General features: G+C 63.7%; 19 protein-coding genes. 10 read left to right on the plus strand and 9 right to left on the minus strand.

All coding sequences use genetic code 11. The features are described 5' to 3' along the window. A partial coding sequence (locus VGD10_RS04075; protein ID WP_331039522.1) for a putative 2OG-Fe(II) oxygenase occupies positions 1-851 on the plus strand: 851 nt, incomplete at its 5' end. A 331-nt stretch (positions 852-1,182) separates the two neighbouring features. Here the strand turns inward: VGD10_RS04075 and clpB are convergent. Next, entirely contained in the window at positions 1,183-3,765 is a 2,583-nt protein-coding gene (gene clpB / locus VGD10_RS04080; RefSeq protein ID WP_331039523.1) for an ATP-dependent chaperone ClpB, read from the minus strand. Positions 3,766-3,918: 153 nt separating this feature from the next. Between clpB and VGD10_RS04085 the strand changes: the two genes are divergently transcribed. Next, positions 3,919-6,819: a pitrilysin family protein gene (locus VGD10_RS04085; protein WP_331039524.1), complete on the plus strand. Its 2,901-nt coding sequence runs from the start codon at positions 3,919-3,921 to the stop codon at positions 6,817-6,819. Between the two features lie 49 nt (positions 6,820-6,868). Here VGD10_RS04085 and VGD10_RS04090 read toward each other — a convergent pair whose 3' ends face one another. The 5 genes from VGD10_RS04090 to VGD10_RS04110 form a co-directional block, all read right to left on the minus strand. Next, complete coding sequence (locus VGD10_RS04090; protein WP_331039525.1) at positions 6,869-7,948, minus strand: 5-(carboxyamino)imidazole ribonucleotide synthase; 1,080 nt, start codon at positions 7,946-7,948, stop codon at positions 6,869-6,871. Beyond that, entirely contained in the window at positions 7,945-8,433 is a 489-nt protein-coding gene (gene purE, locus VGD10_RS04095; RefSeq protein WP_331039526.1) for a 5-(carboxyamino)imidazole ribonucleotide mutase, read from the minus strand. Before purE ends, VGD10_RS04090 begins: the two co-directional genes overlap by 4 nt. An 89-nt stretch (positions 8,434-8,522) precedes the next feature. Then, entirely contained in the window at positions 8,523-8,951 is a 429-nt protein-coding gene (locus tag VGD10_RS04100; RefSeq protein WP_331039527.1) for a hypothetical protein, read from the minus strand. Positions 8,952-9,023: 72 nt separating this feature from the next. After that, positions 9,024-9,452, minus strand: a complete 429-nt coding sequence (locus VGD10_RS04105; protein WP_331039528.1) for a nuclear transport factor 2 family protein — start codon at positions 9,450-9,452, stop codon at positions 9,024-9,026. Between the two features lie 56 nt (positions 9,453-9,508). Beyond that, entirely contained in the window at positions 9,509-10,027 is a 519-nt protein-coding gene (locus tag VGD10_RS04110; protein ID WP_331039529.1) for a GAF domain-containing protein, read from the minus strand. Between the two features lie 143 nt (positions 10,028-10,170). Here VGD10_RS04110 and VGD10_RS04115 point away from each other — a divergent pair, with 143 nt between their 5' ends. Beyond that, positions 10,171-10,959 carry a DUF1206 domain-containing protein gene (locus VGD10_RS04115; RefSeq protein ID WP_331039530.1) on the plus strand — a complete coding sequence of 263 codons (789 nt, stop codon included), beginning with the start codon at positions 10,171-10,173 and terminating at the stop codon, positions 10,957-10,959. 17 nt (positions 10,960-10,976) lie between these two features. On the opposite strand, the gene VGD10_RS04120 is transcribed toward VGD10_RS04115, so the two are convergent. Further along, positions 10,977-11,723, minus strand: coding sequence for a Crp/Fnr family transcriptional regulator (locus tag VGD10_RS04120; RefSeq protein WP_331039531.1), 747 nt, complete (start codon positions 11,721-11,723; stop codon positions 10,977-10,979). Positions 11,724-11,945: 222 nt separating this feature from the next. Between VGD10_RS04120 and VGD10_RS04125 the strand changes: the two genes are divergently transcribed. Further along, positions 11,946-12,104, plus strand: a complete 159-nt coding sequence (locus tag VGD10_RS04125) for a hypothetical protein (protein WP_331039532.1) — start codon at positions 11,946-11,948, stop codon at positions 12,102-12,104. Between the two features lie 121 nt (positions 12,105-12,225). On the opposite strand, the gene VGD10_RS04130 is transcribed toward VGD10_RS04125, so the two are convergent. After that, on the minus strand, positions 12,226-12,372 hold the full coding sequence (locus VGD10_RS04130; protein WP_331039533.1) for a hypothetical protein: 147 nt from the start codon (positions 12,370-12,372) through the stop codon (positions 12,226-12,228). Between the two features lie 103 nt (positions 12,373-12,475). Here VGD10_RS04130 and VGD10_RS04135 point away from each other — a divergent pair, with 103 nt between their 5' ends. Next, positions 12,476-12,619 (plus strand): hypothetical protein, encoded by a 144-nt coding sequence (locus tag VGD10_RS04135; RefSeq protein ID WP_331039534.1) that lies wholly within the window; start codon positions 12,476-12,478, stop codon positions 12,617-12,619. Here the strand turns inward: VGD10_RS04135 and VGD10_RS04140 are convergent. Continuing rightward, a complete protein-coding gene (locus VGD10_RS04140; protein ID WP_331039535.1) occupies positions 12,616-13,227 on the minus strand; it encodes a DUF4126 domain-containing protein in 612 nt (203 codons plus the stop codon). The genes VGD10_RS04135 and VGD10_RS04140 overlap by 4 nt on opposite strands. 66 nt (positions 13,228-13,293) lie before the next feature. On the opposite strand from VGD10_RS04140, the gene VGD10_RS04145 reads away from it, so the two are divergent. The 5 genes from VGD10_RS04145 to cysN form a co-directional block, all read left to right on the plus strand. Beyond that, positions 13,294-14,040 carry an NUDIX hydrolase gene (locus VGD10_RS04145; RefSeq protein WP_331039536.1) on the plus strand — a complete coding sequence of 249 codons (747 nt, stop codon included), beginning with the start codon at positions 13,294-13,296 and terminating at the stop codon, positions 14,038-14,040. A gap of 160 nt (positions 14,041-14,200) precedes the next feature. Then, positions 14,201-15,616 (plus strand): sensor histidine kinase, encoded by a 1,416-nt coding sequence (locus VGD10_RS04150; protein WP_331039537.1) that lies wholly within the window; start codon positions 14,201-14,203, stop codon positions 15,614-15,616. A 59-nt stretch (positions 15,617-15,675) separates the two neighbouring features. After that, positions 15,676-16,428: a methyltransferase gene (locus tag VGD10_RS04155; protein WP_331039538.1), complete on the plus strand. Its 753-nt coding sequence runs from the start codon at positions 15,676-15,678 to the stop codon at positions 16,426-16,428. A 19-nt stretch (positions 16,429-16,447) separates the two neighbouring features. After that, positions 16,448-17,365 carry a sulfate adenylyltransferase subunit CysD gene (gene cysD, locus VGD10_RS04160; protein WP_331039539.1) on the plus strand — a complete coding sequence of 306 codons (918 nt, stop codon included), beginning with the start codon at positions 16,448-16,450 and terminating at the stop codon, positions 17,363-17,365. Beyond that, positions 17,365-18,976, plus strand: a 1,612-nt coding sequence (cysN, locus tag VGD10_RS04165) for a sulfate adenylyltransferase subunit CysN (RefSeq protein ID WP_331039540.1), incomplete at its 3' end; no start/stop codon positions are given. The genes cysD and cysN, both read left to right, overlap by 1 nt.

Genomic DNA, 18,976 nt, shown 5'->3' on the forward strand with positions numbered 1-18,976 from the left:
AATATAAAGCGATCGCCTTCTCCGAGACTGGCGATATGGCGCTTGCCGAACGTGCGTTTCAATCTGTGTCTCTGTTCTCCGCATCGCAGTCGATGATCTGGCGGATTCGGCACCATCTCCGCTACGGAGCTCTCGACAAGGCTTCAGCACTCATCGAAGAGGGGCTGAAAGGCGAGCAATCTGCTGCAATTTGGCCGTACGCCTCAATCGCTTGGCGGCTTACAGCGGATGCGCGCGCTGATTGGCTCGATGCCCATGGAGCCTTGGTATCGGTTTTGGATATAAGGGAAGATCTTCCGCCTCTTGATCAGCTAAGAAACCACCTAAGAGGCTTGCATCGTGCGAAAGGGGAGTATCTGGATCAATCGGTGCGAGGCGGCACACAGACAGACGGGCCGCTGCTTAGCCGGATCGAACCTGAGATACGCACTACACGAGAAGCAATCTTGAAAGCAGTTCGCAAATACGTTTCCGAGTTATCGCCAATCGATCCCGCCCACCCGCTATTAGGTCACAGACGCGACAGACGCCCACGCTTTGCCGGCAGCTGGTCAGTGCGCCTGAGAGGTGAAGGCCACCATGCCAACCACGTGCACCCGCAGGGCTGGATCAGTTCAGCGCTCTACATCTCTCTGCCCGAGCGTACGGGCGGCAGCGGTGATGAAACGGCAGGTTGGCTGACGCTGGGCAAGCCTCAGGAGTCGCTCGGCATCGACCTCCCTGCAACTCGTCTCATAGAGCCTCGCGAAGGCCAGCTAGTACTCTTTCCTTCCTGGATGTGGCACGGCACCCTGCCGTTTCCTGAGGGGGAGCGGCTCACGATCGCATTTGATGTCGCTCCGCCCCGTTAACCCCTTTTCAGTAACTCTTTGTCGAAAGGCACTTGGCGCGAACAAATTGACGGTGCAAATTAGCCTCGGCATCTGAAGGGTCTGATCAATGAAAACTTTAAGGCTGTCTACCTTGGGAGCGCTCGTGGGCCTTGCCCTTGCTAATCCCAGTGTAGCTCAAGAAGCATCTACCTCGAAGAAGGCTCAAAAAGATCCGAACGAGATCGTCTGCGAAAAGCAGAAGGTGCTCGGAAGCCGACTCGTTGCGAAGAAGGTCTGTCTAACCCGCGCCCAGTGGGCTGAGCAGCAAAGATCCGACCGCCAGATGGTGGATAAGGCTCAGACTCAACGGTCATTGAACGGGCAATAGGGTCAACCCTCCCTCGCCTTCCTCGACGCGCAGCGTTCCGCCGTCGCTGATTTCGCCGCGCAGGATCGCATCCGCCAGGGGGTCCTGTAGATATCTCTGCACCGCCCGCTTCAGCGGCCTGGCGCCATAGACCGGATCGTAGCCGACGCGGCCCAGCCAGGCGCGGGCGCCGTCAGTGAGTTCGAGCTTGATCTTGCGGTCGGCAAGGAGCTGCTGGACTCGGGCGACCTGGATATCGACGATCGGGCCCATATGCTCCTGCGCGAGCCGGTGGAACAGGATGATCTCGTCGAGGCGATTGAGGAATTCCGGCCGGAAATGGCCGCGGACCACTTCCATCACCTGCGGCTCCACCTTCTCGACGCTCTCGTCATCGGTGAGGCTCGACAGATACTGGCTGCCGAGGTTCGAGGTCAGGATGATAATGGTGTTTGAGAAATCCACGACGTGACCCTGCCCGTCGGTCAGGCGGCCGTCGTCGAGCACCTGGAGAAGGATGTTGAAGACGTCGCCATGCGCCTTTTCCACCTCGTCGAACAGCACGACCTGATAGGGCCGCCGCCGCACCGCCTCGGTGAGGACGCCGCCTTCCTCATAGCCGACATATCCCGGAGGCGCGCCGATCAGGCGGGCGACGGAGTGCTTCTCCATGAATTCCGACATATCGATCCGCACCATCGCGCTCGCATCGTCGAACAGGAATTCCGCCAGTGACTTAGTGAGTTCGGTCTTGCCGACGCCGGTTGGACCGAGGAACAGGAAGGAGCCCATCGGACGGTTCGGGTCCTGAAGGCCCGCGCGGGCGCGGCGGATCGCGCGGGATACGGCCTCGACGGCCTGACGCTGCCCAATGACCCGCTTTCCAAGCTCCTGCTCCATCTGCAGCAGTTTCTCGCGCTCCCCTTCGAGCATCCGGTCGACGGGAATGCCGGTCCAGCGCGAGACCACGGACGCTATGTCCTCCGCGGTCACTTCCTCCCGCAGCATGGCGCCCGCGCTTGCGGCCTGCGCCTCTTCGAGCTGTTTTTCGAGCTGCGGGATGCGGCCGTAAGCGAGCTCGCCAGCCTTGGCGAGGTCGCCGGAACGCTGCGCCTGGTCGAGTTCGAGCCGGGCCTGGTCGAGCTGTTCCTTCAGCTTGCTGTCAGCCTGGATCTTCTCCTTCTCGGCCTGCCAGCGCTGCGTCAGCTCCGCCGACTGCTGCTCCAGATTGGCAAGCTCCTCCTCCAACGTGGCGAGCCGGTCCTTCGACGCCTTGTCGCTTTCGCGCTTCAGCGCCTCCCGCTCGATCTTCAGCTGGATGATACGGCGGTCCAGCGTCTCGATCTCCTCAGGCTTCGACTCCACCTCCATGCGGAGGCGCGATGCCGCCTCGTCCATTAAGTCGATCGCCTTGTCGGGCAGGAATCGGTCGCTGATGTAGCGGTTCGACAATGTCGCCGCCGATACAAGCGCGCCGTCGGTGATGCGGACGCCGTGGTGGAGTTCGTATTTTTCCTTCAGGCCGCGGAGAATCGAGATCGTATCCTCCACCGTCGGCTCGCCGACGAAGACGGGTTGGAACCGCCGCTGCAGCGCCGGGTCCTTCTCGACATATTTGCGGTACTCGTCGAGCGTCGTCGCGCCGATGCAGTGGAGTTCTCCGCGGGCGAGCGCGGGCTTCAGCAAATTGCCCGCGTCCATCGCACCTTCCGATTTGCCGGCCCCGATCAGCGTGTGCATTTCGTCGATGAAGAGGACGATGTCGCCCTCCGCCTGCTTCACCTCGTCGAGCACGGCTTTCAGCCGCTCCTCGAACTCGCCGCGATATTTGGCGCCGGCGATCAGGCTGCCCATGTCGAGCGCCATCAGCCGCCGGTCCTTCAGCGTATCGGGCACGTCGCCATTGGCAATGCGGAGCGCGAGCCCTTCGGCGATCGCGGTCTTGCCGACGCCGGGATCGCCGATCAGCACGGGGTTGTTCTTGGTGCGGCGGGCGAGGATCTGCACGGTGCGGCGGATCTCCTCGTCCCGGCCAATGACGGGATCGAGCTTGCCGTCGCGCGCCGCTTGCGTCAGATCGCGGGCGAACTTCTTCAGCGCGTCGTAGCGGTCTTCAGCCCCCGCGGTGTCGGCGGTGCGGCCGCCGCGAAGCTCGTTGATCGCAGCATTCAGCGCGTCCGCCCGAACGCCCGCATCGGCCAACGCCTTGCCGGCGTCCGTATTCTTCGCGAGCACGAGCGCCAGCAGCATGCGCTCTACGGTCACGTAGCTGTCACCTGCCTTCTGCGCGACCTGCTCCGCCTGATCGAGCACGCGAAGTGTTTCGCCGTCGAGCCCGGGTGCGGCCGACGCGCCGCTTCCAGACACGGCTGGAATTTTCGCAAGCGCCTCATCCGTCTCCCTGTGCGCCGCCTTCGCGTCGCCGCCTGCCCGCGCGATCAAGCCGGAGGCCATACCCTGCTCATCCTCCAGCAACGCCTTTAGAAGGTGCGCAGGCGCGATCCTCTGATGGTTCAGGCGCACGGCGACGGTCTGTGCCGCCTGGAGAAAACCCTTCGCTCTGTCGGTGAACTTTTCGAGATTCATATCTGCCCCTGCAAACTGATTGGCACAGATGTGGTGTTGCCCTTCTGCAACACAAGAGGGCGGCGGCAAAGTCTTTTCCGCACCCAGGAGACTCCCGTTGCATTGGCGCTAGCGGCGGCTAATCTCGCCAACCTCTTGAGGTAAGGGGTTTCTATGCGCGCGATCTTCACTTCTCTTCTTGTAGGTGCGGGGCTCGCAATGGCGGGCTGCGCCACGACCGCTACGGAAACCGCGACTGTGGATGCCGCGCCGACGACCGCAGCGGCGCCGCAGGCCGGCTCGGGGGAGCTCCGGCAGCTCGTCGAGCAGGTGAACATCCCCTATGAAAGCTTCACGCTCGACAACGGCCTTCGGGTGATTGTGCACGAGGATCGGAAGGCGCCCGTCGTGGCCGTCTCCGTCTGGTACAATGTCGGATCGAAGGACGAGCCGAGGGGCAAGACGGGCTTCGCGCACCTGTTCGAGCATATGATGTATTACGGCTCGGAAAATGCGCCGGGAGACCTCTTTCAGCGGCTCGAGGCGATCGGCGCGACCGACTGGAATGGAACCACGTGGTTCGATCGTACGAATTACTTCCAGACGGTGCCGACGGCTGCCCTGGAAACCGCTCTGTTCCTCGAGAGCGACCGCATGGGGCACCTCCTCGGGGCGGTCACCGGTGAGAAGCTCAAGAACCAAATCGGCGTCGTTCAGAACGAGAAGCGGGAAGGCGACAACCAGCCTTATGGCCTCGTCGAATATGCGCAGCTGGAGGGGCTTTTTCCGGAAGGCCATCCCTATCGTCATTCGACGATTGGATCGATGGCCGATCTCGATGCGGCGAGCCTTCAGGACGTGCATCAGTGGTTTAAGGACAAATATGGGCCCAACAACGCGGTGTTGGTGCTGGCCGGTGATATCGACACGGCGACGGCGCGGCAGCTCGTTCAAAAGTATTTCGGCGATATTCCTCGCGGCACGGTGAACAATCCGGCGCAGGCCGACGTGCCTAGCCTGCCGGCGCGGCGCGATCAGGTGATGAAGGACCGGGTCGCCACGACGCGGCTTTACCGCTGGTGGGTTGTGCCTGGCCTCGGCCATGAGGATTTGGTGCCGCTGCAGATCGCGGCGAGCGCGCTCGGCGGACTTTCCAGTTCGCGGCTCGACAACATCCTCGTCCGGGACGAGCAGACCGCAGTGAACGTCACCGCGCAGGTGCAGCCGTTCCAACGGATCAGCTTCTTCGAAGTCACGGCCGACGTGAAACCCGGCGCCGATGCGCAGCAGGTGAGCCAGCGGCTCGATCAGATCATCGCTGATTTCATTGCCAACGGCCCCACTGAAGACGAGGTGAAGCGGGTGGCGACGCAGACCATCGCCAGCCAGATACGCGGTCTGGAGCAGGTCGGCGGCTTCGGCGGCAAGGCAGTGGCGCTCGCCGAAGGCGCGCTCTACCTCAACGACCCGGGCTATTATCAAAAGGAGCTTCTCGAATTCGCCGAGGCGACTCCCACGGAGGTCGCCGGGGCGACGCGCGAATGGCTTTCCCGCCCGGTTTACGCGTTGAGCGTCGTTCCGGGCGAACGGGAAGGCTATGAGGAGGCTTCCGCAGGCAAGGCGAGCAGCGCCACGCAGGCACCCAGATATTTCCGTACACCGGAAGCGGGCGAGCAGCCCCTCGCGCCGATGCCGAGGAGTGTCGTGCAGACGGACCGTTCGCGCATTCCTGAAGTAGGCCCGGTTAACGACCTCCAGTTCCCCGACGTCGAGCGGACGACGCTCTCGAACGGGGTCCGGGTCGCATTCGCCCGCCGTGCAACCGTCCCGGTGGTTCGCGTGTCGCTGCAGTTCGATGCGGGCTATTCGGCCGATCCGACCGATCGGGAAGGGCTGCAGAGCCTGATGGCGAATTTGCTCGACGAAGGCACTGCCACGCGGAATTCGGTCCAGCTGGCTGAGGAGGAAGAGCGGCTCGGCGCCGATATCACCACCGGCACGAGCGTCGATCGCACGTCGGCAGGGGTGGTCGCGCTGAAAAGCAATCTCGTGCCTTCGCTCGACCTGCTCGCCGACATCGTGAAGAACCCGGCCTTTGATCCGAAGGAAGTGGAACGGCTCCGTGCGCAGCGGCTGGCGCAGATCTCCTCGGAGCTGACGCAGCCGGTGAACATCGCGCTTCGAACCCTGCCGCCGCTCCTCTACGGCGATCAGCATCCCTATGGCGCGCCGCTGACCGGTTCCGGCACGACGGCAGCGGTCACCGCCATCACCCGCGACGACATCGTCTCAGCGCATCAAAGGTGGCTCAGGCCGGAGGGGCTGGAAATCTTCGTCGTCGGCGACACGACACTGGGCGAGATCACGCCGCTCCTCGAGGAACGGTTCGGTCGCTGGCAGCCGGCCGCAGTGCCGCGGGGAACGAAGGACTTCAGCCGCGCCATCCCGCAGCTGCGGCAGCGAATCGTGCTGATCGACCGGCCGCAGTCGCCGCAGTCGATGATCATCGGCGGCTCGGTGCTGCCGCAGGAGGGCACGGACGACCTCCTCGCCTTCCTCACTGCCAACGATGTGCTCGGCGGGCAGGCTGGTGCGCGGCTCAACCGCGACCTTCGCGAGACGAAGGGCTGGTCCTACGGCTCCTTCTCGTTCGTGAGCAGGCCCGAGCGCCGCGTCCCGTTCATCGTCTATGCGCCGGTGCAGACCAACCGGACGGGAGAGTCGATCGCGGCGCTTCGTCAGCACCTTCGCGATTTCACGGGCAGCAAGGGTGTGACGGCGGAGGAGCTTACTCGCACCACCACCGGCGCGGTCCGGGAGCTACCCGGAAGCTACGAGACGTCGCAGGCGGTGCTGGGCGCGATGGTTCAGAACGCGCTCTACGATCGGCCGGACGATTATCAGCGGACGCTGGCGAGCCGCTACCGCGCGATGACTGCGGCAGATCTCGACCGCGCGGCGCGGGGGGCGATCAATCCGAACAATTTCGTCTGGGTCGTCGTCGGCGATGCCAAGGTGGTGCGGCCGCAGCTCGAGAAGCTGGGCTTGCCGATCGAGACGGCGGAACTCCGGTAAGCGGAACAAGACTGACGCGAGGGGCCGGAGCGAAAGCTCCGGCCTTTTGCTATTCGCCTGTGCCGCTTCCCAGGAAAGTGATATGCCCCATTTTGCGGCCCGGCCGCGCCTCGCCTTTGCCGTAAAGGTGAAGGTGAGCGGCGGGATCGGAAAGTATTTCGTGCCAGGCGTCGACATCGTCGCCGATGATGTTCTGCATCCGCACCTTGGGCGCCGCGAGCGCTGTTCCGCCAAGCGGCAGGCCGCAGATGGCGCGGATATGGTTTTCGAACTGCGAAGTGAGGGCGCCTTCGATCGTCCAGTGGCCGCTATTGTGCACGCGGGGCGCCATTTCGTTGAACACTGGGCCGTCGGCGGAGGCGAAGAATTCGAGTGTGAGAACGCCGACATAGTCCAGCGCCTCGGCGACTCGCACGGCAAGGGCGCGCGCCTCCTCGATGGCCGGGCGAAGGATCAGGGAGGCCGGAGCGACTGAGGCACGGAGGATCCCCTCCGCATGCACGTTGCGCGGCGCATCCCAGGTAACGACCTCGCCCTTTGCCGAACGACAGAGCAGGATCGAAAATTCATCCTCGAACCGGACGAAGCCTTCGAGAACGCATGGCGCGCCGCGGACCGCGTCCCAGGCGGCATCCGCATCCTCGGCTGACATGATCCGAGCCTGCCCCTTGCCGTCATAGCCGAAGCGCCGGGTCTTGAGGATTGCGGGCGCGCCGATATGGGCGAGCGCCGTGTCCAGTTCCTCGCGGCTGGAAGCGGGAGCGAAGGGAGCAGGGCGGCCGCCCAAGTCCGTCACGAACTCCTTCTCGCTGAGCCGGTCCTGTGCCACCTCGAGCGCCTTCACAGGCGGGTAGAGCGGCGCGGCCGCGGCTAGTGCGGCAAGCGGAGCGGCGGCGATATTCTCGAACTCGTAAGTGGCTACGTCTACCGAAGCGCCGAAGCGGGCGAGCGCCGCCTCATCGTCATAGGCGCCGCGGGTGAAGAGGGCAGAAACCTCGGCCGCGCAAGGATCCTCGTCCGGCGCATAGATGTGGCAGCGATAGCCGAGCTGCGCGGCCGCCATTGCCAGCATGCGCCCTAATTGGCCCCCGCCGACGATTCCGATGGTGGAGCCGGGGCGGACGGTCATTCAGGCCTTTCGGCGACGCCGTCCGTCTGCTTCTGCCGCCATGCCTCGACGCGCGCTGCAAGGGCGGTGTCCGTCGTGGCAAGTATGGAGGCGGCGAGCAGGCCCGCATTGGTCGCGCCCGCCTGTCCGATGGCAAGCGTGCCGACGGGAACGCCGGCGGGCATCTGAACGATGGAAAGAAGGCTGTCCATGCCGCTCAGCGCCTTCGATTCTACCGGGACTCCCAGCACCGGCAGCCGCGTCATCGAGGCCGCCATGCCCGGGAGATGGGCCGCGCCGCCCGCACCCGCGACGATCACGCGAAGTCCGCGCGCCGCTGCGCCCTTGGCATATTCGTAAAGCCGCTCAGGCGTGCGGTGTGCTGAGACGACCCGCGTTTCGTGCGGCACCTTCAGCTCGGCCAGTGTGTCGGCGGCATGGCGCATCGTCTCCCAATCGGAGCGGCTGCCCATGATGATCCCCACGAGGGGCGCTTCGTCTGCCATATTACGACCTTCTGCCCGGCGAAGCGCCACCTCTTAACCGGCGGCGGTGAGGGAGGCAATGCGGAGCGGCTGCCCCGCATTGCCGCCGCTCAGATGAGCCAGCCGCGGCGGCGAGCCGTGGTCGCAAACCAAGCGAGCAGGATGGCGCCCGCGGTCACCATGATCGGGACGGCAAGGCCGAAGACTTCCACCGCGCCGCTGAGGAAGACGATCCAGCCTTCCAGCATCAGCAAGGCGATTAACGAGACGATGAGCACCGGCTGCGCCCAGCTTTTTCGGAGAAGCAGGCCGAGGCTGCCGATCAGGCCGGCAAAGGTGCCGATCGCAAAAGCACCTGTAATCAACGGCGGGATCGAACTGGCGGCGGCCCGTTCCGCCTCCGTCATGCCAGTCATCGGATCGCCGAAGACACCGACCGAACTCAGATACATCGCAACGCCAAACAGGTTCCAGATTACGGCAAGCACCGCCACCGGCATGAACCAGCCGGGGCGCGACACGGACATCGTAGTAGCCATGATCATCCCTCCTCGTCGGAAAGAGAAGTCTGCTCCTTCCGGAGCCGTAACGCAATCAAACGTGGCGTAAACCTAGCGCCAGAGCTGCAACGACCGGATTCCCGCGGGAATTTGCGGCCTGTCTTCGGGTCGGGAGAGGACACGCTCCATAAGGAGCCATTTGCGGCGGACGCGGGATTTGCGCCAGATGTCGGTGACCCAGGCCTCTCCGGACCAGTCTTCGCCGTCCATGGTGGCTTGCAGGTCGAGCTGGCTCGCGAATATCGCCACAGGCCCGAGCGTCCGCGCATACACATCGCCGAACCGGTAAGATTTGCAGAGATAGCGCGTACTTGCCGCATCCAGCCAGCTTCTGGCGTCGAGGATGACGCACGGCTTTGAGCCCATCACCATCCGGAAATTGCGCGAGGTAAGCGCCTTCAGCGTGCGGATGTCGCGGCCGATCCACGCTCGCATCAAGCGATGCTCCATCGTCTCGATGATTGGCAGGACGTCAGCCATGGGCACTGGGCACTACAAGCCGCCGTTGGATATGCAAATGCAAAGCGACCGGATGGCTAGAGCAGGTTGGCCGACGGCGCTGCAAGCGGAGGCATCGCATCCTCCTCCAGCAGTTGCCCCGACAGGATCGCCGCCACTTCGTGGGCATAGTCTTGCAGCGTCGCGATCGTGTCCGCGGCCCTCAGCTTCCGGGGCTCCGGGTCGATCGCGCAGAGGGTGCCGAAGAAACTGCCGTCCGCGAGGAAGAGCGGGATCGAGGCATAGCTTTCGAAGCCGTAGAGCGTCGGCACGGGATGCGTGCGCCATTCGGGATCGGCGCCGACATGATCGATGAAGATCGCTTGGCCGCAATCCCGTATCTCGTCGCAGATGGTGGTCTTGATCTGGAGCTCGTCGCCCGGCTTCAAACCGAACTCGATACGGTCGTCCACCTGAACCGCGATCCAGCGTTCCTCGGTAACGCGCGCGACCGCAGCGAAGCCCATGCCGGTGACGCGGCAGACCTCGTTCAAAATGGCGACGATCCGCGGCTCCTCGCCCAGCCGCGCGGTGGCCGCGGCAAAATCATCCTTCATGTGAAGACATCCCCTTCAGGCGGACATCATGCGAGATGGGAAAGGGAAGGGCAAGCTACTGAATTACAGCCATCTTCAGGGTGACTGTTCCACAGGAGGAACGAAGCGCCGCGGCGGCACGTTGGCCGGCAAAGGAGAAAGACGTGCACGGCAGAAAGCTCGAAACCCTTACCCGCCTCGGCTTTGCCGCGCGCGGGATCATGTATGTCCTTATTGGCCTGCTCGCACTGGCAACGGGCCGGGCAGAGGATGGCGCCGGTGCGATGGAGTATCTCGGAAGCGGCCCCGGCAAGATCCTGCTCGGCCTGATGGCAATTGGCTTTGTCGCCTACGGGCTGTGGCGGCTAGCCGATGCTTGGCTAGACAGCGAAGGGCATGGCTCCGACGGTAAGGGCATGGCGCTCCGGGCGGGCGCGGCGGCAAGCGGCATCATTCACCTCGGTCTTGCTTATTATGCGGCCCGGCTGGCCAGCGGCAATGGCGGCCAGGGATCTGGCGAAGGCACCCAGCAGGGTGCTGCAACCGCGCTCAGCCTTCCCGGCGGCCAGACGCTGGTGGCGCTCGCCGCTGCCGCTTTGCTGCTGGTCGGCATCTACCAGCTGGTGAAAGCCGCTAAGGTAACGTTCCTCCGCCATATGGACGGAGAAGCGTCACGCCGTCCCTGGGTTCGGATGGCGGGTCGGCTCGGCTATGCCGCGCGCGGCATCGTCTTCCTCATCATGGCCTATTTCTTTTTCCGCGCGGCAACGGAGGAGAGTGCCGGCCAGGCGGGCGGTATGGGCGAAGCGCTCGCGTCGCTACCAGGCACCGTTCAGCTGGTCGTCGCGTTCGGACTTCTGCTCTTTGGCCTGTTCAGCTTTGTCGAGGCGAAGCATAGGAGGATCAGCGACAGCGTCGGCATTGCGGCCGGACGGGCGCGCGAGGTCTTCTAAGCCGGTCTGTGGGACTCCTACGCAGCGGCATGGAGATAGGTGGGGTCGAAACCGCCGATGCGTCGAAGCCCCTCCCAATCAACGATACGGATCGCCTTGTTCTTCTGTTCGATCACGCCTTCTTCACGGAGCGAGCGAAGCATGCGGTTGACGTGAACGGCGGTGAGCCCGGTCGCGTCGCCAATCTGTTCCTGCGACATGGGAAGGGTGAAATGTTCGGGCGACCCGAGGCCCGCCGCCTGCCGCCGCGCGGCAAATTCGCACAGCATGTGGGCGAGCCGCGAGCGGGCATCGCGGCGGCCCACGTTCAGTACCCATTCGCGAAATATGGACGCGTCGATCAAAGTGTCCCGCCAGAGTGCCTGACCGACGGCTGGACGCTCCAGCGCGATGCTCTGCAGGTCGGCAGTGGGGATCCAGGCGACCGTTGCAGCCGTCACCGCCTGCACATTGTGATCGGCGACGGGAAAGAGGAGATGCTGGAGATCGAGCATGTCGCCCGGCAGGTGAAAGGAGACGATCTGACGCCCGCCCTCTTCCGTCGACTTGTGGCGGCAGGCATAGCCCTGGAGGAGCAGGCAGCATTCCCGCACCTCTTGCCCCTCCCGGACAAGATCGTGGCCTGAGGGCACCTCCTCCAATCGGGCGGGGAGGGAAAGGATCGCCTGCTCGTCCTCGTCGGCAAGCTGGACGAGACGGTTCAGCTTGCGGAAGAAAGGCCTCAGGATGGGCGGTTCTTCGGTTGTGTCGATCTTTGATGCCATAACGGAGCCAGAACGATCATTTCGGCTTTGGGTTTCGGTGGATGAGAACGGACTCCACCTTGGCAGGCGGATCAGGTGAGCGCATCAATCTGGATCAACGGGCTTTTTCCTTTTTCGGGACGGGGAAGGCACTTTTCCGCGAAAAAGACATCTTGATTGAATCGCCGCGCTTTGGAAAATCCGCACAGTCTCCAACTTAAAAGAACCCGCTCTTTTCGTCCGATGTCCGACAAGAACGAGCGGTACCGCCAGATCGAGGCAGACCATGAAGCCATGCAGGCCAGCATCGAGAATAGCCGCCAGATGATGCGGAGCGCGGAACATCGCATCGCGTCCTCGAAGGGCACGCCGGAAACCGAGACGGAGCCCGAAGAAGCCTGACACCCGGGTAAGCGCAGAAGCCGCCTTATTCCTTGACGACGGTCACGCTGCCTTCGTCATTCACCTGATCCTCGCCCTCGGCGGCATTGCGCAGCGCCTCCGCTTGATTTTCGAGCACCGCCTACTGTGTCTCGTCCGTCGCGCCTGTAGCGGTGGCGTCGAGCTCCGCCGCCTTCTCCGCCAAATTTTCTTCCGTTTCAGCGTCCGTACCGCAGGCGGCGAGGGCCGCGATGGCAAGACCTGCCAGCATAATTTGGATGCGCCGCATTCTCTTATCCTTCCGATGTGACGGACCAACGATCCCGCCGATGCTTATTTCCGGGACGCCGGAACGGCAGCGGGCACGAAGCGTATGCCCCGGAGCACCTGCAATGAGGGACTCATATGGGGCGGAGGAAGAAAGCGCGGCAGGCGGCGCCGACAAGAAGAAAAGCGGCGGATGTCTCAATCTCGGCTGGGGCTGCCTGCCGGTGCTGATTAGCATTGTGATGCTGCCGGGAATGCTGCTCTTCTAGACGCTGGGGTCGGGCGCGACCCTGTCTCTCAAGCGCAGCAAAGCGCGCAGAGCACGTCGGGCGCATATGAGAAGCACGATCGCAAACAGGAACACGAGGCCGGCGACGACCAGCGCCAGCACCGGATTGGCGAGCGCGAGGGCGAGAAGGCCCACGGTCGCAACATCCTCGCCCGTCGAGACGACGACGTTGCTGACCGGTTCCGGGCTCGCGTTGACGACGGCGCGGGCGCTTGCCTTGGCGCCGTGGCTGAGGAGCGTCCCGCCGCCGCCAAGCAGGAAGGCGAGCACCTGCCACACGGGATCCTGCGCATCAACGATGGCAAGGGTGAGGAGCGCGCCGCCGAGCGGCCGCACGACCGAATGCACCGCGTCCCACGCGCTGTCGAGCCAGGCGACCTTGTCCGCGAAGAATTCGGCGACAAGGCCGACGAAGCTGATGCCGAGCACCCAAGGGTTTGCGAGGACGGCGAGCGCATCGAGATGATCGGGAAGCGCGATCCAGCCGCTCCGCATCGCAAGGCCGGTTGCGAAGGCGCAGAGATAGAGCCGCCAGCCGGACAAAAGGCTGATGCTGCCTGCGAGCCCGAGGATTTCGACAAGTCCCATCTTGCCTTAGCTGCCATGCCCCAACCGCGCTTGCAAATGTGACGCACAAAAGCGTTAGAGGAAGCGATGTCCGACCTTCCCGAACCGATCCCGGCGGCGACCCTGATCCTGATGCGCAAGGCGGAGGGAGCGCCGGAAATATTGATGATGGAACGGGCCGGGCACATGGCCTTCGCAGCGGGCGCGCTCGTTTTCCCGGGGGGCAGGATTGAGCCGCAGGATGAGGCGCTTGGAAGCCGGTTTGCAGAGGCGGATGCGGCGGCGCGAATTGCTGCCATACGCGAGACGATTGAGGAGACGGGCATAGCGGCGGGGCTAGTGCCCGCGCCGGATGCGGAGGCGGCGCGGCGATTGCGCCAGGATTTGGCGGGAGGAGCCGCGTTCGGGCGGGCGCTGGAGCAGCTTTGCCTAGCCCCTGAACTTGAAGCGCTGACGCCCTTCGCCCGCTGGTGCCCCAACTTCAGGGAAACGCGCCGTTTTGACACGCTCTTCTACCTCGCCGAGGCGCCCCGCGGCATCAAGGCGCAGGCCGATGAGGCGGAAGCGGTGCGCGCGTTCTGGGCAACGGCGGAGGCTGTGCTGGCGGACGTGAATGCAGGGCGAGCCCACGTCATATTCCCGACGCGGCGAAACCTTGAGCGGCTGGCGCGTTTCGGCTCGATCGAAGAGGCGCGGGCAGATGCGTCGCGTCATCAGGTTCAGAAGATCACGCCTTGGGTGGAAGAGCGGGACGGGCGGGAATGGGTCTGCATTCCGGAGGATATCGGCTATCCGGTGACCGCCGAGCTGCTGGAAACCGCGCGCCGCCGCTAGAGAGCTGGACGGCAAAAATAAAAATCGCACTTGATCAGCGTTATAGCGCCACCCCGGCAACCTATGTTAATAATGTTTCGCTTCCTTATCGAAGCTGCCGCTCATTTTCCCGCCGAACGCCGGACCTTGGGCCAAGGGGGGTCCGCATGGAAGGAGCGGCGTGACTGTAGCAGAAGGCATCGGGGGCGACCCTTCGGAGCTCAGCAGCGAAGCCTTGAGCGCCGCCGTCGCTGAAGCGATGGCTGCCCAGCGCCGCCTTCAGATCACGCAGCGCGCCGGCGCGATCGGAACCTACGAGCTGGTGCCGGACGAGGGACGAGTGCTCGTATCTGAGGGTTTTTGCACCCTTTGGGGCATTCCTGCCGCCACTGAGATTTCTCTTGAGATGGCAAAAAGTCTTCTCGAGAGTGCGGACCTGCAGGCGCTGGAGAAATCCGACAACGATTACGGCGTCGGCTATGCCGAATATCGCATAAGACGGCCCGACAATGGCGAAATCCGCTGGATCGCCCGCCGCGGCGAGGCGGTGGCTGGCGACGATGGCAAAACTCACCATTTCGGCGTCTGCTACGACATCACCGAGCGGAAGGTTGCCGAGGAGGCGCTTCGGCTGAGCGAGGAGGAGCATGCGACCACCGCCCGGCGCCTCAACGCGGTGCTCGAAAGCATGACGGACGCCTTCTTCGCGGTCGACGTCGATTTCAACGTGACGCTCGTTAATAAGGCTGCGGAGAAGTTTCTGCACTTCGAGCGCGCGAACGTGATCGGCCGCAACATGTGGGATGCTTTCCCGGAAACGGTGGGAACTGAGGTGGAGAAGGGCTTCCGCCAGGTCATGGAGACGCGGCAGCCCATTCGTTACGAAATGCAGTCGGTGCGGAGGCCCGACAAGATGATCGAGATGCGGCTCTCTCCGAAGGAGGGCGGCGGCGTCGCTTGCGCCTTTTCCGACATCACCGAGCGGAAGGAGGCAGAGCGGCTCCGCGAGCTTCTGGTCGGCGAACTAAACCATCGGGTGAAGAATATCCTCACCATCGTGCAGGCGACGGCGCAGCAGACCTTTCGCGGCGGCGAGGTGCCCGCATCCTTTCGGAAGGCTTTCGAAGGGCGGCTGGGGGTGCTTGCGGCCGCCAACGACGTACTCACCCGGCAAAGCTGGGAAAGCGCCGAGCTGCACGACATCGTCATCGCCGCGCTTGCGCCATTCGGCGCCGCTGAGGGCGGGCGGCTCAGCGTCACGGGCCCAGAAATATCGCTTCCGGCGCAAAGGGCGGTTTCCTTCGCGATGGCGCTTCACGAGCTCGCGACGAACGCCGCCAAATATGGGGCCCTTTCGAACGAGGACGGCCGCGTTACCGTCGAATGGAGCCGGCATGGGACGGACGAGGCGCCGCGGCTCCAGTTCCACTGGGCGGAACAGGACGGTCCGCCCGTCGAGAAGCCGACAACGCGCGGCTTCGGATCGCGCATGATCGAGCGGGGCCTTGCCGCGGAACTCGGCGGCACCGTCAGGATAGAATATGATCCGGAAGGGGTGCGCTGCTGGATCGACGCGCCGCTTCCCTCCTCCGTCTAGCTCTGGTTCTTGCCGCTGGGATCGTATAGCTATCACCTCCTGATGAGGGAGGGATCGTCATGCGGGGAATAAAGACATCATTGCTGGCATTGCTGATCACCGTGTCGCCGGCACAAGCGGTCGCTGCGCCGGCCGACGTGGCGGCCGCCGTGGCCGGGGCGGACCGGCCGAAGGAAGATGTAGCACTGGACGCGAGCCGCAAGCCCGCCGAGGTGCTGAAGTTCCTTGGCCTCGAGAAGGATGACCGCGTTTTCGACTGGCTGAGCGGCAACGGCTATTATAGCGAGATCATGGCCCGTGCGGTTGGGCCTAAGGGCGCGGTGATCGCATGGAACCCCGCCGGCTTCCTGGGCGAAGAAACCACGAAGAGGTGGGCGGCGCTGAGGTCGCGGGCGCCCAATGCGTCGCTGATGAGGACAGGTGCGGTTACGCTCGCGCCGGAGAGCCTCGACTTCACGATGCTGCACATGGTCTATCACGACGCTTATTGGGAGAGCGAGAAGTTCAAGTTCCCGCGCATGGATCCCAACGCCCTGCTTCGTGACCTCTATGTCGCGACGAAGCCCGGTGGGATCGTGGGCGTCGTCGACCATGTCGCGGCGCCGGGCGGCGATACCCGCGAAGTGGTGGAAAAGCTTCACCGGATCGACCCGGCGACGATCAAGGCGGATTTTGAACGAGCTGGTTTCGTGCTCGAAGCGGAATCGGACCTGCTCCGGATGAGCGGCGACGACCACAGCAAGAATGTGTTCGACCCGGAGATCCGCGGCAAGACGGACCGCGTCGTCTACCGCTTCCGCAAACCTGCCTGAGCCCAACAAGTTTGCACGGATGACTGCTCTCCTGTCTCAGCCGCTGACCCATCTCCAGCGGCTGGAGGCGGAGAGTATTCATATCATCCGCGAAGCGGTTGCCGAGGCGGAGCGGCCGGTGATGCTCTATTCCATGGGCAAGGACAGCAGTGTGATGCTGCACCTTGCGCGTAAGGCTTTTTATCCAGCGCCGCCGCCTTTTCCGCTGCTGCATGTCGATACAACTTGGAAATTCCGCGCCATGTACGAGGCGCGGGACAGGGTCGCGGCAGAAGCCGGCATGGAGTTGATCGTCCATCGCAATCCCGATGCGGAAGCAAAGGGGATCAACCCGTTCGACCACGGCGCGGCGCACACGGATATCTGGAAAACGGAAGGATTGAAGCAGGCGCTCGACAGGCACGGCTTTGATTGTGCGTTCGGGGGAGCTCGGCGGGACGAGGAGAAGAGCCGCGCTAAGGAGCGCGTGTTCAGCCTCCGCTCGAAAGGGCATCGCTGGGACCCGAAGAAGCAGCGACCGGAGCTTTGGCGGCTATATAACGGCCGCAAGGCACCTGGAGAGAGCCTGCGCGTCTTTCCGCTTTCCAATTGGACCGAACTCGACGTGTGGGAATATATCGCGGCCGAGCAGATTCCGGTCATTCCGCTCTATTTCGCCGACGAGCGGCCGGTGGTGGAGCGGGACGGCCTCATCCTCATGGTCGACGACGAACGCTTCCGGCTGAGCGAAGGTGAGCAGCCGAAAATGCGCCGGGTGCGGTTCCGGACCCTTGGCTGCTATCCGCTGACCGGCGCGGTCGAGAGCAGCGCCGTGACCGTCGAAGACATCATCCTAGAAATGCGCGCGGCCACTGTGTCGGAGCGGCAGGGGCGGGCGATTGACCGGGATGCGGGCTCGGCGAGCATGGAGAAGAAGAAGCAGGAGGGCTATTTCTGATGGCCGATCTCCTCCGCTTCATCACCTGCGGTAACGTCGACGATGGCAAGTCGACGCTGATCGGGCGCTTGCTTCACGACACGAAGCTGATCCTGGACGACCAGCTTGCTGCGCTTGCTTCGGACTCGCGGCGGCATGGCACGCAGGGCGAAGAAATCGACTACGCGCTGCTGGTGGATGGCCTCGAAGCCGAGCGCGAGCAGGGCATCACCATTGATGTCGCCTATCGCTACTTTGCGACGGAGAGGCGGAAGTTCATCGTCGCGGACACTCCGGGGCACGAACAATATACGCGCAATATGGTGACCGGCGCGTCCACCGCAGACCTTGCCCTGATTCTGATCGACGCGCGGAAGGGTGTGCTTCAGCAGACGCGGCGGCACGCCTATCTGGCGCGTCTGGTCGGCATTTCGAACGTGGTGCTGGCGGTTAACAAGATGGACCTCGTCAGCTATGATGGAGCGCGGTTCGAAGCCATTGTTGAAGAAGCGGGCGACTTCCTGAAGCGTCTAGGCATTGAGGAGTTCGTCGCCATTCCGCTTTCGGCGCTGAGGGGCGACAACATCGCTGCCCGCTCGGAGGCGATGCCTTGGTACGGCGGTCCGCACCTGCTTGAACATCTGGAGGGGGCGAAGCCGGAGCGAAACCCGGCAGAAGCAGGGCCTTTCCGCATGCCGGTGCAGTGGGTGAACCGACCCTATCAGGACTTTAGAGGCTTTTGCGGCACCATCGTCAGCGGCATTGTGCGTCCGGGCGATGCGGTGCGCGTGTTGCCGTCGGGACGCGGGACCAGGATTGGACGGATCGTCACGGCTGAGGGCGATCTCGAAGGTGCCGGTTCGGAACGGGCGGTGACGCTGACCCTTACCGATGAGGTGGATTGCTCGCGGGGCGATGTGATCGCAGCGGCCGATGCGCCGCTCGAGATCGCCGATCAGTTCGAAGCAACGATCGTCTGGATGGACGAGGAGCCGATGCTTCCCGGCCGCTCATACCTTCTGAAGATCGGTGCTGCGACTGCAGGCGCGTCGGTGACCGACCTCAAGCATCAGGTGGACGTCAACAGCCTCGACGAACTTGCCGCAAAGACGCTGGAGATGAACAGTATCGGCGTTGCCAATATCGCGCTCGACCGTGCCATCACCTTTGCGCCGTACGAGGAAAATCGCGACCTCGGCGGCTTCATCCTGATCGATCGCCTGAGCAACGCGACGGTCGGCGCGGGCATGATCCATTTCGCGCTTCGCCGGGCGCACAATATCCATTGGCAGCATCTCGACATCGACCGCACGGCGCGGGCGCGGCTGAAGCAGCAGAAGCCGCGCATCGTCTGGTTCACGGGCCTTTCCGGCGCCGGCAAGTCGACCATTGCCAATCTGGTCGAGAAGAAGCTCCACCATATGGGACGGCATAGCTTCATGCTCGACGGCGACAATGTGCGCCACGGGCTCAACAAGGATCTCGGCTTCACCGACGCCGACCGCGTCGAGAACATCCGGCGCGTCGCGGAAGTGTCAAGACTCATGGTCGATGCAGGCCTGATCGTGCTGGTGTCGTTCATCTCGCCGTTCCGTTCCGAGCGGCGACTGGCGCGCGAGCTGATGCAGCCCG

Origin of the sequence: Allosphingosinicella sp., from assembly GCF_036402135.1 — a bacterium.
Lineage (GTDB): Bacteria > Pseudomonadota > Alphaproteobacteria > Sphingomonadales > Sphingomonadaceae > Allosphingosinicella.

Excerpts from the sequence above, each read along its gene's own strand:
- VGD10_RS04100 (WP_331039527.1), bottom strand. The coding sequence starts at position 8,951 with ATGGCTACTACGATGTCCGTGTCGCGCCCCGGCTGGTTCATGCCGGTG.
- purE (WP_331039526.1), bottom strand. The coding sequence starts at position 8,433 with ATGGCAGACGAAGCGCCCCTCGTGGGGATCATCATGGGCAGCCGCTCC.
- VGD10_RS04145 (WP_331039536.1), top strand. The coding sequence starts at position 13,294 with ATGTCCGACCTTCCCGAACCGATCCCGGCGGCGACCCTGATCCTGATG.
- VGD10_RS04125 (WP_331039532.1), top strand. The coding sequence starts at position 11,946 with ATGTCCGACAAGAACGAGCGGTACCGCCAGATCGAGGCAGACCATGAA.
- VGD10_RS04105 (WP_331039528.1), bottom strand. The coding sequence starts at position 9,452 with ATGGCTGACGTCCTGCCAATCATCGAGACGATGGAGCATCGCTTGATG.
- cysD (WP_331039539.1), top strand. The coding sequence starts at position 16,448 with ATGACTGCTCTCCTGTCTCAGCCGCTGACCCATCTCCAGCGGCTGGAG.
- VGD10_RS04140 (WP_331039535.1), bottom strand. The coding sequence starts at position 13,227 with ATGGGACTTGTCGAAATCCTCGGGCTCGCAGGCAGCATCAGCCTTTTG.
- VGD10_RS04120 (WP_331039531.1), bottom strand. The coding sequence starts at position 11,723 with ATGGCATCAAAGATCGACACAACCGAAGAACCGCCCATCCTGAGGCCT.
- VGD10_RS04090 (WP_331039525.1), bottom strand. The coding sequence starts at position 7,948 with ATGACCGTCCGCCCCGGCTCCACCATCGGAATCGTCGGCGGGGGCCAA.
- VGD10_RS04130 (WP_331039533.1), bottom strand. The coding sequence starts at position 12,372 with ATGCGGCGCATCCAAATTATGCTGGCAGGTCTTGCCATCGCGGCCCTC.
- VGD10_RS04085 (WP_331039524.1), top strand. The coding sequence starts at position 3,919 with ATGCGCGCGATCTTCACTTCTCTTCTTGTAGGTGCGGGGCTCGCAATG.
- VGD10_RS04110 (WP_331039529.1), bottom strand. The coding sequence starts at position 10,027 with ATGAAGGATGATTTTGCCGCGGCCACCGCGCGGCTGGGCGAGGAGCCG.
- VGD10_RS04135 (WP_331039534.1), top strand. The coding sequence starts at position 12,476 with ATGAGGGACTCATATGGGGCGGAGGAAGAAAGCGCGGCAGGCGGCGCC.
- VGD10_RS04155 (WP_331039538.1), top strand. The coding sequence starts at position 15,676 with ATGCGGGGAATAAAGACATCATTGCTGGCATTGCTGATCACCGTGTCG.
- clpB (WP_331039523.1), bottom strand. The coding sequence starts at position 3,765 with ATGAATCTCGAAAAGTTCACCGACAGAGCGAAGGGTTTTCTCCAGGCG.